Below are 14,517 nucleotides of genomic sequence, written 5' to 3'. Positions count from 1 at the left end.
TCCCGGTCACCGAGATGCTGGCCCGCGAGGTGCTGTCCCTCCCGGTGCATCCGAGCGTGTCCGATGCGGACCGCGACCGGATTGTCGCCGCCGTCAACACCGTCGCCGCCGCAGGAGTGTGAGCATGAGTGAGAAGAGGCCCCTGCGGGCCGGACTGATCGGCCTGGGCATGATGGGACGCCACCACGCCCGCAACCTCCGCGCCCTCGAGGGCGTCGAGCTGGTCGCGGTCGCCGACGCCTACGGCGATCCGCACGGCGCCGCCCCCGGCCTCGAGGTGCTGCCCGACGTGGACGCGCTGATCGCCGCGGGTATCGACTACGCGGTCGTGGCCGTGCCCACCCAGTTCCACAAGGATGTCGCCCTCTCCCTCGCGGCGGCCGGGGTGCACACCCTGGTGGAGAAGCCCCTGGCCTTCGACATCGGGGAGGCGGAGGAGATCACCGCCGCCTTCGAGTCGGCGGGCCTGGTCGGAGCGGTCGGCTACATCGAGCGCTTCAACCCCGCGCTGCAGGAGATGCGGCGCCGGATCGCCGACGGGCAGCTCGGTGAGATCTACCAGATCGCGACTCGGCGACAAGGAGCATTCCCTGCGCGGATCCGCGATGTGGGCGTGGTCAAGGACCTCGCGACCCACGACCTGGACCTCACCGCCTGGGCCGCGCAGTCTACGTACTCCGAGCTCGCGGCGCACTCGACTCGCCGGTCCGGGCGCGAGGACGAGGACATGGTCTCTATCAGCGGAATTCTTGCAGATGGCACGATCACGAACCACCTCGTGAACTGGCTGTCCCCATTCAAGGAGCGGGTGACGATCGTGACGGGGGAGAAGGGCGCCCTGGTCGCCGACACGGTCACTGCCGATCTCTCCTTCCACAGCAATGCAGACGCCGAGGCGAACGTCTGGGACACGATGGCGTCCTTCCGTGGGGTCAGCGAAGGGGACAGGGTGCGCTACGCGCTGCGCCGCAAGGAGCCACTCGCTGCGGAGCACGAGGCGTTCCGTGACGCGGTGAACGGGAACGGCACCAACATCGTCACGATGCGGGAAGGCCTGCACACGGTGCGCGCGGTCGAAGGAGTGCTGGAGTCCGCGAAGACCGGGACTGCGTACCGCCTGGTCTGAGGAAGGCATGAGGGGATCCAGTGACCGTCGTTCTGGCCTTTCTGTGTTCGGGTCACCCGGTGGCCCCAACCTCCTGATCCACGGGACTTAGGCTGGCGAGCGTGAAGAACGGGAAGAACCTGCTCATCGCGGCACTGGCCGTGGTGTCCGTCGCCGTGCTCGGGTTCCACTTCGTGACCGTCCAGGATGCGGGTCCAGACCAGGCAGATCTGCCTTCTGGAGCTTCTCCTGACGCCGGCAATATGCGCTCGGAGCAGTCCGGCACGCTGGAGATCCCGGGCAGAGTCGCTCTTGCTCCGACAGCATTGCCGGTTCTCGACGCCGACCGAAAGTATCTCGTCGAACTCACGATTCGGGCGGAGAAACCCGAGGATTCTCCGGGGAGGGCGACCTACTTCGGCTACAACCTCAACTGCAAACTGGGGGACGGCGAGAGCCAGACGGTCAGCGTCGGTGGTACTGAGAATCTCGTGAACGGAAAGGAGGTGACGCTCAGCGCCGCGGCTCTGCTCCCAGCAGCGGAACATGCCGAGTACTCCTGCCGCGTCCAGGTCGCCAACGAATATGAAGGGGTGGCATCCGTAGGGTCGAAGGTGCCGTTCACTGCCCTGTGGACCGCTACTCCTGTCCTTGCAGACAGCGAAAGGGTCAACGTGGACGAGGTGCTGCCGGCGGTTGTCGAGCCGCGGAATTCTGTCGACCTCCACCGCGAGCAGATCTCTATGTCGGAGGGCGGTCTCGACGAGATGTCGGTGATTGCGAACATCCACGCCACGACCTGCACGACTGTGAGCGGATCCAGCGAAGACGGGCGAACCTGGTGCGACGAGGAGTCGCTTGACGACGGAGGGAGCGAGGCCGAGTTCCGGATCAATCTCGAACGGGACGGGGACTCAACCACGTGCTCCTCGGAGGCGCGCCACATCGCTCATATCGATGGCTTGGTGCATCACTACGTAGCGTCAATCGGTCAGGATCTGGCGCGTGACCCTCGGTGCCATGGTGACATCGACCTGCGCGTCTCTGTGTTGAACGACGGGCCGGCGCCATTGGTGCTCCACCGACAGAACACCGAGATACTGATCGTGCATCACGGCTGAGCGAGGGCCCGTACCCGCACTCGCAGCAGCGTGTAGCATCGGCGGATGCGAGAGCGGTGCATCAACGAGTCGAATCAGACGATCTATGGCTCGTTGGCAAAGTTCTTGGAGTCACCTGGCCACCCCAGCGGCGTCCTGACTGTCATGTACGGCGGCATCCCTATCGACATCAAGTATGAGCCGCGCGGTTTCGGGACCACCACAGTCTTCTTCCACCCGGCCGTAGTGCGCGCGAAGTTTCCGGTCTTCATTGGCGGTGGAGTCAGCGAACAGCTCGCCACCAACCGCATTTTCATCAGTGATCCGAGCCTCTACTTGTCCGAAGATCTTCGCTTGGCGTGGTATGCGGGTAATCATCGGCAGGGCAAGCTGCAGTGGGCATTGCGAGGAATCCTGAAAGCACTCATCCCGAGCTCACAGCGAGTCGTGATGTTCGGCGCGTCAGGTGGGGGCTTTGCTGCGCTTTACTTTGCGGCAAACTACCCGGGGGCGGTGGCCGTCCCGATCAATCCCCAGACGAACCTAGCGGAGTACACCCGTAGCGCGGTAGACAACTATGGGCGCATCGGGTGGCAGCTTTCCGGCAACGGCCTGGCCTCCCAGATTCCTGCTACGACCGATCTGGTCGGCCTCTATCGGCAGTTGCGCGACGTCTCGGTGTTCTATCTCCAGAATCGTAACGATCTGACTCATATGAGCGGTCACTTCGAGCCCTTCATGGACGCCTTGCAGGACGGGCATCGTGTACGACCGCTACTTATCGATGGGCCACAGGGCCATCACCCTCCGCCCAAGGACATCACCAAGGCCGTGCTGTCCGCCGCCGTGCTCGGCGAGGAACCACCTCAGGTGTCACCGTAATCATCACTGCGGCCAAGGTCGCGACTCTCCCCGCGAGACGTGGGTCCGGTACAGATCGGCGATCTCGTTGATCCCGATGAACGTGAGAAAGGGATTGCCTCGGTAGATGAGCTCGCGTTGCATCAGCCCTGCCTTCCGGTCGGTGGGGTGGAGCGCGAGAAAGGAGTCGATGATTCGACGCGTGTTGAATGGGGTGAAGGTGTCGAAGGCGACATCGGTCTCGTTGAGTAGCTGTGCGTACCAGCGTGCGAGGCGGTTCTCCCAATACCACACGTCGGTTAGCTCGTAGTCTGGATGAACAGCGTCATACTGCGTCTGCACAGGTGCGGAGTCGTGAATCTGCAGCGCGAGGGAGCTCAGGTCGCCCCCCGCTTTAGAGCGGCTCACGATGAGCCTGCGGAGCCGGCCTGGCGGATCTTGGAGAGTGGAGGGGTTCGCCAGCACCAGCCGTCCCAGTCCAACGATGTTCCCCCGGTAGTGAAAGGTGTTTCGGGATGGGAACAACTCCAAGTAGCTCGGAAGCAGCCACTGTCCGTGGGTACCTTCCGAGTTGCGGCGGAGGGTTGCGGCGTGAGCGGCTCGCCAGGAGTCACGGGGATCATCTGGCTTGGTGATGAAAGTGTGCCGGGTCGGCAGGAACGGGCGTAGCCGCTGCACGATGTTGTAATCCATCTCCATGGACTTGTCCCATGCGGTCTTCGGTGCTGCCCCGGACTCAGCTCCTGAGTACGTGTACGTGAACGAGTCGAGTCGGTCGCGATGTGTGCCCGCGAGTGCCAGGAGGAGCCGCGAGTCGATTCCGCCGGTCATGGAGAACGCGACCTCGTCCGCCTGGCCGAGTGCACTGGCGAGCTGTGACTCCCATGCCCCGATCACGTTGTGGAGAGACGTCTCGAAGTCGAGCGCTCGCGCGCGGTTCGGACCAGACAGGTGAAAGCGCTCTTGGACCATCGATTTCGCATGAAGGCGATGGTTCGGAAGGAGGCACTCGATCTCAGTGTGGGCGGTGTACCGGTTGCGAAGATCGAGCCGAAGCTTTCCCACGGTCGCGGTGTGCTCGTCAGGGCGGTGATTGAGACTCGCCAACATGTCGTAGTGGGAGCCAACATTACCGTTCGACGTGTCGTAATAGATTGCTCGCGAACCGGCTGCATCGTGGTAGATCCAGGTGTCCCGGCCGTCCGAGGCGATCACCGCGTAGCGGCCACCGAGGTCGTAGAGCTCGTCTTCCAACGCTTTCAGTCCACGATCATGAAACGCATGCCACAACTCTTCTGCGACATCGGTCTGGGGGCGTGACCCGGAGGTTGTATTCGACGGGAGTGTCGTGCCGATCGTTGCGAGCGATCCCTCCGGTGTGTGGAAGACGTCGAGTCGATTCGCGACATCGAGGTACAGGAGCGCATCGCCGAGAGTCGTCGACGTGTAGTGATCCAAGTTCTCCAGCAGGGGCTGCACGGACCGCGAGAGAAGGAAGCCACGGGGGTACAGCAAGGGCGCGGGGGTCGGCATGTCGTTCTCCAGGTCTCGATGGCGCCGGGGGTGGTTCGGCAGAGACTTCACACGGAAGGGCGAGTGATGCTACCGGCGATGAGGCCAGCGAGGATGACGTGCTGGACCCCGACGGAGTGCTTCGGGTGAGAGAGCTTGCCGTCGGCTTCGACGGATCGCCACGCCTCATCAGCGTGACTCAAGGTCTCCGGCGGGAGCGGCATCTCCCGAGCTGCGGGCACCGCGGCCTGGAACAGGTCCGCTAGACGCGACCATGGCTGCGGCATCGACGGCGGCCGTGGGGACTTCCGTGCTGAGGCGCCGAAGAGGTCGCCACGCAGAGGATAGATGGGCTCGGCATAGCAGAGCTCGCGGAGGACTGTGTCGTTCGGCTCCTTGGCGACCTTGTCGAATGGCTGCCGAAGAAGGCCCGGTGCGGAGTTCCCGATCACGTCGTAGAGGAACTGTCCTCGCTCGAGGGCATCTGGCGAGAGCAGTGTCGTCGCCATGTAGCTCGTATTGCTCGAGAGTGGCTGCAGGCGAACAGAGTTCTGTGCGTGGAGGCCGCTGTGGATGCGGTCCCGGAATTCTCTGTAATGGGCGACCGTCCGCGGCACTCCCGGGTAGGCGGCATCCAGGAGCTCCCTGGTGCGGTCGAAGGCAGCGCCCATGGCGCGCCTTCCGGGTGCTGCAGCGTACTGCTTCTCGAGCTCCTCGAGCTTCCGGTGGGGGGAGTCGATCTGCCAGTAGGAACGGTGACCCTCGCCGCCGTGGCCTCCCACGGTGAATTGCCCCACCGTGCTGCTCCGGGGGGCGAAGTAGATCGGCGTGTAGGCGCCGAGGGAAATGTCCCACCATCTGGCGACGGGGTCGTAGAACTCCACGCCGAGCTCTCCTCGAGGAGGAGTCTTATTCAGGTTCAATCGGTACACGTTGCATAGGCGTGTCGCGACCTTGAAATCGTCATCCTGAGATGGATTAGACTTCATGAAGAGTTGCCGTGAGAAGTCGGTGGGAAAATGCTGTCGAAGGCTGAGCAGCAGTGAAAGTACTACTCTCGAGTCCAGTCCACCGGTGATCTCCGCGGAAAGGAGATTCTCCGAATGTCGAATTGTGGTGCCGAGGCGCCCGATCCATAGCCTCTGGAAGTTCGCGAGGGCCTCGTCGTATTCATCCGTAAACGCTGCGTCACTGGGGTGAGGGTTGGGCCGAGTGGTGAGCGCGCCTTCGGCTGAAATGTCGATCAGGTGGGTTCGAGGCAGGAGAGTAATCTCCTTGACCGAGGTCTCGAAAGTGGCGTGCTGCTGCCAGAAGGCTCCCGGCAGTGAGTGGGTGTAGAAGATATGCTCGTTGAGTGTGACCTTCCATCTCTTCGAGTGCGCAAACTCCACGAGAGTGCTGAAAGAATTGGACACCGCCCATCGCTGGCCGCTCTCGTAAATATAGAGCTTGCAGTACCCCTTGTAGTCGCCACCGATGCGGTAGCCGTCGCTGGCGGGCAGGCCGAGGATGTAACAGCCGTCTTGGTGGAAGTCGAGTTCGACCCGCCTTGACTGTGCCCACGCGGCATGACCTTGAGTGCTGATGATCAGGTCCTGCCCGCTGAATGCGTAGCCAGAGAACCTGGTCTCGTTGAAGTCTGACGCGTTGTGTATGACCAGGGGCTCCAGATGCGACAGCACGCGTGCCTCCCCTCCGAGGATGAGTAGATTCGGTGATCGGGCGGCGGACCGCTCTGCGGGTCAGGCCAGTTCCCGGTAGGTATCCGCGATGATAGCCGCGAGCTGCTTCCAGTCCCGGTTCGCGACCACCCAGTCGCGGGCCTGGAGGCCGATGGCCCGAGTGTGCTCGGCGTCGTCCAGAAGCTTCGTGAGCTGCTCGATGAGCGACTCCACGCTGCCCTTCTCGTGCAGGTATCCGTTCAGTCCCGGCGTCACGATCTCCTTGAGCGCAGCGACGTCGGAGGCGATCACGGCCTTGCCCATCGCCATTGCCTCGAAGGGCTTCAGCGGGGAGACCATCTCGCACACGGGCAGGGGCAGACGGGGGAACGGCGTGATGTCCACGAGCGAGTAGTAGCGCTCGACGTACTCGTGCGGCACGCGCCCGGTGAAGGTGACGACGTGGTCGAGGGAGTTCTCCTCGACATGGTTCTGGAACCGTTCGAGCTCGGCGCCGTCCCCGACGATGAGCACGTGGAAGTCCTCGCGGGTGCGGTCGAGGACCTCGGCGGCCTGGAGGATTAGCTCGATCCCTTCGTAGTCGAGCACCGAGCCCACGTAGCCGATGACTGTCTTGCCGGCGACGCCCAGCTCGGAGGCGAGCTCCTCGTCCCGGGGGATGGGAGTGAAGCGTTCGGTGTCGACCCCGTTGGGGACCACGCTGATCTTCTCCCCGTCCACGCCGCGGCGGATCATCTCCTCGCGCAGCGCCTCCGTGATCGCGAAGACGCGCGTGGCGCCCTTCGCAGCGTCGGCCTCCATCCGGGCGATGTACTGGAACATGTTGCTCTTCGCCCACTCGGGGCTCCGAGACCCACGAGTGACCTCCCACAGGCCGCGCACCTCGTAGATCGAGGGGAGGCCCAGCTGCCGGGCGGTCTTGACGGCCGTGAGCCCGTTCCAGTGGTTCGAGGCGGCGTGGATGATCGCGGGGCGCTCCTCCTGCGCGAGCGCCAGCAGGGCGCGGGAGTATCGCTCGGTGTAGTCGAAGAGCGGGTTCTTCTTCTCGATCTCGCGGCCTTTGAGTAGCCGCCGGTAGTCGACCTCGCCCACGAGCTCGTGGCGCGGGACATCGGGGAGATCGCCCTTACCGGGCATGTCGTAGGGGTAGCCCAGGCGGGTCACCCCGTCGACGTCCCAGCCGATCCGGTTCAGCTCGGAGAGCAGGCCGTGGGTGCGGGTCGCGTAGCCGGCGGAGTTGTGCGGGAGCGAGTTGTGCAGGAGGTAGAAGACGTGGTCCTTGCGCGGCTCATAGACCGGGGAGCTCTTCGCCTTTGGGAACGGGAAGCCCGTCTTGCCGAGCTGGTAGTTGCTGACCGCGTTCCGATGGACCTCATTCTGCAGCTTCTTCGCCCAGCCATCCTGGGGATCGAACTTCAGATACGTCTCGAGGTAGAGCAGGAGCTGCTTCTGCTTGCCGGCTGCCCGTGCCCGGCGGATCGCGCGGCGCAGCGCATTGAGCGGGACGGACTTCGGATCGGCGTCCTTCAGCAGCTCGGCCGCGACGCTCCGGTTCCCTCGCGCGAGGACGACGGTCAGGTGCGCGCGGCGGCTGTCGTTCTCGCCGAGACCCGAGGTGGCGTCGGCGAGCAGCTCCTCGGAGACCGTCTTGCAGATGTAGGCGCGATTGATCGTCACGATCGCACGGTTGACCGCATCGGGGCCCCTGCCGATCACGTCGAGGGCGTGGGTCAGACGATGGGGGATCGCGTAGTCGAGGGCACCGCGCTGCTCCTTCGGATGCGACTCGATATCGGCCTCGAGCCGCCCCAGCGCCCAGGAGTTCCGGTTGGTGGGAAGCTCGAGCTCGCGCACGAGCTCGAGGTAGAGCTCCAGCGCGTCGATCTGCGCGCCGTTGTGCGCGAGCGAGAGAGCGAGGAGCTCCTCGGCCGCGGTTCCGTACGAGCGCGCGATGAGGTGTCGAGCGTACTCGAGTGCGAGGCCGCCATCGCGCGGTGCCGCAGCGACGGCTTCGCGGTACAGCGCGCGAGCCTCCTCGGATCTCTCCCCGGTCGCTGCCGCAGCGCGAGCGGCCTCTCGCAGCGTCGCCGCATGGCTCTGATGGTCGGCGCTGTGCCCTCCGGCGAGTGTGGATCGGCTGGTTGGCGAGCTGCCGAGCAATCGACGGAAGATGGACGACGAGCTGTTGTTCTGCGTCACCGCCAAAGCCCCTTGCTGTCGATGACGACCTTCTCCTGGAGCCTCGTGCGGTCGAGCTCCTTGAAGGGGTCGTGGTCGACCATGACCAGCACGATGTCGGCGCGCTCCACGGCATCCTCGAGGGTGGCGAACTCGACGTTGGTCCTGCCCGCGAACTCCTTCGGGAGCTCGTCGATGTTCGGCTCGACCACGAGCACCTGGCCCTCCGGCAGACGATCGGCGAGGGCGACGGCGATGTCCTTGGAGGGGGACTCGCGCAGGTCGTCGATGTTGGCCTTGAAGGCGATGCCGAGCGCCGCGACCACGGGGGTCTTGAACTTGTCCGCCTTCGCCAGGACCTTCTCGAGGACCAGCTCGGGTTTGGAGTCGTTGACCTCGCGGGCGGTGCGGATCAGGTTCGAGAACTCGCGGTCCGCGGAGACGATGAACCAGGGGTCCACGGCGATGCAGTGGCCGCCCACGCCCGGGCCGGGCTGGAGGATGTTCACGCGCGGGTGGTGGTTGGCGAGCTCGATTAGCTCCCACACGTCGATGCCCTGGCGCTCGGAGATGATCGACAGCTCGTTCGCGAAGGCGATGTTCACATCGCGGAAGGCGTTCTCGGTCAGCTTCGCCATCTCGGCGGTGCGGGCATCGGTGAGCAGCAGCTCGCCCTTGCAGAAGCTCGCGTAGAGGTCGCGGTTCAGCTGCGCAGCCTCGGGGGAGAGGCCGCCGATGATCCGGTCGTTGTCGACCATCTCGATCATGATGCGGCCGGGCAGCACCCGCTCCGGGGCGTGCGAGAAGTACACCGAGTTCGGGAGGTTCGGCTCCTTGGTGAACTCGGGGCGCAGCTCGAGGATCACATCGGCCATGTGCTCGGTCGCGCCGGGGGGCGAGGTCGACTCGAGCACCACCAGCTCACCGCCGGTCAGCTTCGGGGCGATGCCGCGAGCGGCCGCCTCGATGTAGGAGAGATCTGCATCGTGGTCGCCCTTGAAGGGCGTGGGGACGGAGACGATGTAGGCGTCGGCCTCGGGAGTCTCCGTCTGCGCGGAGAGCTTGCCCTGGGCGACGGTGCCCGCGACTACGGTCTCGAGACCCTCCTCGACGAACGGCACCTTGCCGGCGTTGATCGCATCGACGTTGCTCTGCTTGATGTCCACGCCGATCACCGTCTTGCCCGCTTGGGCGAGCACGGCGGCCGTGGGGAGGCCGATGTATCCGAGGCCGATCACGGCAACGGTGTCGAGGGGGACGTTCGGGCTCACGGAGACTCCTGGGAAGCGAGGGGCGACCAGTCGGTCAGAGATTCTCGACCACCGTAGTCGGTGATGGGCATGACCGGCCACGGGAGCCCACTGGTTTCCGCGCCACGAAGCGCCGAAATTGTCACATGTCTCAGAAAGCCGTAGTTCGCGCATCGGTCGTTCGCCGGACCGTCACGCGGCGTTCATCCGCCATTGCTCACGGCCGTTGCCGGCTCCAGGCGGAGCAACAGCGACTCGCCGGGAGAGCTGGGCACCGTGAGCGGAGCGCCGGGCCCCAGTCTCGCCCCCGCGAATGTCCCGGTGATCGGTCCGGGGGCGGTCAATGTGCTCGTCGTGGAGTCGAGCGAACCAGACGAGAGCAGGGAGCCGGTGGAGAGCACCCACTCTTTCGACGCGCTCGCCCCGAGGCCACTAGGGGCGCCGATCTGGACTACCTGATCGTTAGTCTCCGTCGATGGATCGCGGAAGTCGACGACGACGAGAGTCAGGCTGCCATCGTCTCCCAGCACGCCGTGCACAGCGATGGAGCCGTCACCGTCGAGGGTGCTTTCGAGTACCTCCCCCTGAGCGATCTGGCCCAGCTGGATCAGGGCGAGGTAACTCGTCCTGCCCTGGACGGTGGAGCCTGGTTCCTCGAGGGTTCCCCGTGAACAAATCGGACTCATCGGAGCTCCACCGCGGCAGGACTGCAGCGTCGAGTGAAAGGCGATTCTCGAAACCCCCTCCTCCATCGCGGTCAAGGCGTAGTCCACAGTCCACAGCGCTTGCGCGTGGGTTCGGGACGTCGCGTTGCTGCCAGGACAAGACGTCGGGCCCGTCTCCTCTAACCAGAGGGGGAGGCCGTGCTCGTCAGCGATGTCCCGGCCCATCCCGATGATCTTCCGAGCCCGCGACCGGAGCGCCGGCGAGCTGAGGTCCTCGACGGTCGGGTTGGCGATCGAGGTCGCGGGACCTGAACAGTCCCACAGCGGGTACCAATGCATGGTGAGCGCGGCCGGGTCACGGATATCGGATTCGGCGAAGGCACGCCACCAAGTCGCGTCGTACGCACCAGGACCCGAGACCTTCACACCGGGAGCGGCATCGTCGATCGCTGAGGAATACTCACGAAGTGAAACCTGATAGGCCTGGGGACCCCACGAGGCGTCGCGCACGGCGAGCTGCGGCTGGTTCTCGTGGTGATACCCGTTGGGCTCATTGCCGATCGAGACGGCGAGCAGGCGGTCACCGAAGGCACTCTGCGCCGCGGCGGCCATGTCCGCTGCACGTTCGGGATCATCGTGCCCAAGATCGAGTGTGATGGTCACGCTCGCGTCGACTGACTCGGCCGTGCGGGCGACAGCTTCCAGCGAGTCGGGCGTCACCGTCGCTTCCGCCCACGCGGGTGCTGGCTCCCCGGAGGACGTCCACCACATCCTCCGGTCCACGCCGTTGCCCCCGAAACGGAGTACGGGTCGGTCCAGCTGCTGCAACGTGAGCGTCAGGTTTGAGTCCGAGGCACCCCACTGGCTGTTCGCTAGTTCTGTCGCGTCGAAGCTGAGCCCCACGGCGCCGCCGGTTTGCACCCTGTGGACGGGCAGCTGGAGGGTCGCGATTACTGGCTCCACGTCTCCTGCGTCGAGCCCCAGCTCCAGTGACATCGGTGCGGGAGAGTAGCCGGCGAGGAAGACAGTCTCCTCGGGCGGCCGCGCTGAGTCAGCCGTGGTCGACGGGACAGGTGGATCGTCAGGGGCCCGCCAGTGCACCGGGACGAGAACGACGACCGCCACCAATGCGGTGATCGCTGCTGCTGCTGCAGCAGCAGCGGACAGGAGCCGTCGTCGTGCCCGATGTCCAGAGCCGTCCGGTTCAGGCCTCACGCCGCCCGCACCCGTCTGCAATCCTCGTCGGTGCCCAGTTGCCGCTGTGGCGTGACATTAGCGTGCTCACCGGAGGACCTGTGTGTCGTTGCGGCCGAACCAGGCAACGTCGGCGCTGGCGAGGAGTTCGCGGTCGCTCGCGGACCAGGCGTGGTTCCCGGCGAGACCGTTCCGCATCTGTGTGAAGCCGAAGCGGTCCGCGGAGTAGACCGTGCCTCCTGCCTGGACGACATCGGCCAGGAATGTCGTGTCCTCGCCCCGGGAGCGGTCGCTGAACGGGTGGCTCGAGAACACATCCCGAGCGGCGGTGATCGTGGGTCCCATGACGCGGTCGCTGAAGCGGTGCTCCATCCACGGGAACCGAAGAAGGGTTGTGTCGGTGCCGGCCAGATACATGTAGTGCGCGTGCTTCCCGACGACGTCGGCGCCGGAGAAACCTCGGGCGTGGAGGAGGTCCTGAAGGTAAAGGGGGCCGTACAGGTCGTCGTCATCCATCTTCGAGCACACATCACCGTCGGCACGGCCTACAGCTTCGTTGAGACACGCGCCCAGTGACCAGCCAGCGGGGGCTTCGTGTATCACGAGGTTCTCGATTCCGAGCTCGCGGGACAGCGTGCGGATGGTGGCGTCGGCTTCGAAACCGTGAGTGGTCACGATGAGCTGCTTCTGCACGCCGCTCTGGGAGGCGACCTGCTGCAGCAGGTGCTCGATCTGCGCGGGCCGGTTCGTGACGGCGAGGATGGAGATTGTCGGCAGTCCGGCCGCCCCACGTAGTCCGTGCCGGCCTGCGCGGTCGCCGAGCCCCACGGCGTCGAGAACCGCGCGGGCCCGATGGGTGTAGGTGTGCTCGCTCCAGATCCGACGCTGCGCCTGGTGGACGGTCCGGTCACGGAGCTCGGGCGAACGCACGAGCGCGCGCACGAGGTGCGCGGCGTCCTCACGATCTGTGGCGACGAGGACCTCGTCGGGCGGGAAGAAGTTCTCGAGTGCGGGGGATGGGGCGGAGACGACCGGCGTGCCGGAGGCCGTGATCTCGAAGATTCGGCGGGCGCACATCGAGGGGCTGGTGACGACGGAGTTCACGTTGAGGAACACCTTGTACGCCTGGTACGCGGTGAGCATTCGGTCGTAGCTGAGCGATCCGACGACGCGCTCGCTGAGCTCGCCGGGGAACTGATAGCGCTGGTCGTCCCCGAGGAATCGGGAGAAGATCTCCAGCCCGTTCCCCATCGCGCGCGAAGCGTCCAGGGCGCCTCCCAGGAGGAAGTCCATCTGCTCTCTTCGCTCCGGGAACTTGTGGGCGAAGTACATGCCGGCGAAGGCGACGTCACGGGCCTGATGGCCGTGGCGAGGCCGGACTGGATTGTGTACGGCGGGCTGGGCTGCGAAGGGCAGCACGGACACCCGATCATGACCGAGCTCCTCGCGATATCGCGGAAGCAGGGTCACGTCCGTCGTGAACACCTGGTCGAAGAGCCGGGCTGTGTCGAGGAAGTCCTCGAAGTGAGGGGGGTCCTCCTTGTTCCAGAAGACGCAGGGAACACCGAGGTCACGGCAGTTATCGACGAGGTCACGCAGAGCCGCGCTCGGGGCCTGGGAGCCGGTGAGCTGGTACTGCCACGCGTCCTGATTCCCGTGCCAGGCGGATTCGACGAGGAGGAGATCCACGGGTTCCTTGTCGAGCTGCTCCCGCCACTTCCCCGGGGTGACGGCGACAGTCGAGAACTCGCGCGACCACGCGAGCATCGAGAAGTCGTCGAGGATCACGGCTGCACGGAGACCGGGCAGGTGCGGTGGGCCGTGCAGTAGCTTCTTGGGCGGGAAGCTGAGTTGGCCGTCCGCGCCACGGCTACCGAGTCCATCGCCGACACCGGGACGGTTGATCCTGCGGCGACTATTCCACGTGCGGAGCTCGGAAAGTCCGCCGTTGCGCAGGTGCCACAGGCCCGTGCGGAAGGTCCGAAGGATGGTGTCGGTCTGCGGCATCGACGTCTCCAGAAGGCGGGGGAGGGGGCCGTCTCATCGTAGGGGCTCGCGCGTGTGAGTCCCGCCGCGGCGGAGGATCGCCTGGTCTGTCAGGATGACCACCACTTCACCTCGGTGGCGCGGGTGCCACGATAAAGTGATCGGCGGTCTCCACTTGCGAGGCCCTGCCAGCATCGAACACCTCTGGAGGACTGCCCGTGGCCGAAGAGCCGACCCGTGCTGCGCCTCTGCGCGTCACGGTCTACGGAAGCTGTGTCGCCCGGGACACCATCGATCTTGCGGGCGGACAGGACGTGAAGGTCGTCGACTACGTCGCCCGGCAGTCACTCCTCTCGTCCGGACTCGATGCCTCGGCGCACTTTCCAGAGGATGCAGAGGTTGCGCACCGCTTCCAGCGGAGGATGCTCGAGGCAGATTTTCGCGGCGATCTTGAGGATCGGCTGCGCCGATCTGCCTCAGCTACGGATGTCCTGCTCTGGGACCTCACCGACGAGCGGCACGGCGTGCACTCACTCGACGATGGCACGATCATCACCCGTAGCATCGATCTGCTCGCAGTACCCGAAGCACTGGCGGCCATCGAAGACGCTGAGCTTCTGACTTTCGGCTCGGATGAGCACTTTGACGCTTGGTCGCAGCGTGCTCGGGCTTTCCAAGCTGTCCTCACGAAGCTGGGACTTTTCGAGAAGACTCTCGTCATCAGGCTGCCGTGGGCTTCGGAGAGTTACAGCGGTGAGCCGACCCCGCTCAGCATGGGCGTCTCCGCCGAGGAGGCGAACGCGAAGTTCGAGAGGTACTACGTTCTGCTCGAGGGGCTGGGATTCGAACTGATCGAGATCGATGAGGGGTCAGTGGTGGCCGATCCGCGACATCGCTGGGGCTTTGCTCCGTTCCATTACACGCAGAGCGTTTACGACCAGATCATGAAGCAGGTTCTTGCGAATGTCTTGCACGGTTGATCGT

10 protein-coding genes and 1 pseudogene are annotated in these 14,517 nt (G+C 65.0%); 5 read left to right on the top strand and 6 right to left on the bottom strand.

From position 1 onward, the window contains the following. The 4 genes and pseudogenes from ACZCAH_RS13695 to ACZCAH_RS13680 form a co-directional block, all read left to right on the top strand. A pseudogene (locus tag ACZCAH_RS13695) lies at positions 1-122 on the top strand (aminotransferase DegT); the annotation flags it as partial. Between the two features lie 2 nt (positions 123-124). Next, a complete protein-coding gene (locus ACZCAH_RS13690) occupies positions 125-1,126 on the top strand; it encodes a Gfo/Idh/MocA family protein (protein WP_464341606.1) in 1,002 nt (333 codons plus the stop codon). A gap of 101 nt (positions 1,127-1,227) precedes the next feature. Next, a complete protein-coding gene (locus ACZCAH_RS13685) occupies positions 1,228-2,226 on the top strand; it encodes a hypothetical protein (protein WP_464341605.1) in 999 nt (332 codons plus the stop codon). Positions 2,227-2,271: 45 nt separating this feature from the next. Beyond that, on the top strand, positions 2,272-3,087 hold the full coding sequence (locus ACZCAH_RS13680; RefSeq protein WP_464341604.1) for an alpha/beta fold hydrolase: 816 nt from the start codon (positions 2,272-2,274) through the stop codon (positions 3,085-3,087). A 3-nt stretch (positions 3,088-3,090) separates the two neighbouring features. Here the strand turns inward: ACZCAH_RS13680 and ACZCAH_RS13675 are convergent, their stop codons facing one another. From ACZCAH_RS13675 to ACZCAH_RS13650, 6 genes are all read right to left on the bottom strand, one after another. Further along, the gene (locus tag ACZCAH_RS13675) at positions 3,091-4,599 is read right to left on the bottom strand and encodes a hypothetical protein (RefSeq protein WP_464341603.1); all 1,509 of its coding nucleotides are present in this window, start codon (positions 4,597-4,599) and stop codon (positions 3,091-3,093) included. A 47-nt stretch (positions 4,600-4,646) separates the two neighbouring features. Then, positions 4,647-6,260, bottom strand: coding sequence for a hypothetical protein (locus tag ACZCAH_RS13670; RefSeq protein ID WP_464341602.1), 1,614 nt, complete (start codon positions 6,258-6,260; stop codon positions 4,647-4,649). Between the two features lie 60 nt (positions 6,261-6,320). Further along, on the bottom strand, positions 6,321-8,459 hold the full coding sequence (locus ACZCAH_RS13665) for a glycosyltransferase (protein ID WP_464341601.1): 2,139 nt from the start codon (positions 8,457-8,459) through the stop codon (positions 6,321-6,323). Beyond that, entirely contained in the window at positions 8,456-9,709 is a 1,254-nt protein-coding gene (gene wecC, locus ACZCAH_RS13660; protein WP_464341600.1) for a UDP-N-acetyl-D-mannosamine dehydrogenase, read from the bottom strand. The genes ACZCAH_RS13665 and wecC overlap by 4 nt, the downstream gene beginning before the upstream one ends. Positions 9,710-9,891: 182 nt before the next feature. After that, complete coding sequence (locus ACZCAH_RS13655; protein WP_464341599.1) at positions 9,892-11,349, bottom strand: glycoside hydrolase 5 family protein; 1,458 nt, start codon at positions 11,347-11,349, stop codon at positions 9,892-9,894. Positions 11,350-11,634: 285 nt separating this feature from the next. Beyond that, entirely contained in the window at positions 11,635-13,554 is a 1,920-nt protein-coding gene (locus tag ACZCAH_RS13650) for a glycosyltransferase family protein (RefSeq protein WP_464341598.1), read from the bottom strand. A 197-nt stretch (positions 13,555-13,751) separates the two neighbouring features. Between ACZCAH_RS13650 and ACZCAH_RS13645 the strand changes: the two genes are divergently transcribed. Continuing rightward, positions 13,752-14,513 carry a DUF6270 domain-containing protein gene (locus tag ACZCAH_RS13645; protein ID WP_464341597.1) on the top strand — a complete coding sequence of 254 codons (762 nt, stop codon included), beginning with the start codon at positions 13,752-13,754 and terminating at the stop codon, positions 14,511-14,513. Positions 14,514-14,517 lie beyond the last annotated feature (4 nt).

The sequence above is a fragment of the Brachybacterium sp. B718/18 genome (assembly GCF_055454375.1).
The sequence above is the reverse complement of the archived record's forward strand: the minus strand, read 5'-3'. Positions and strand labels throughout refer to the sequence as shown.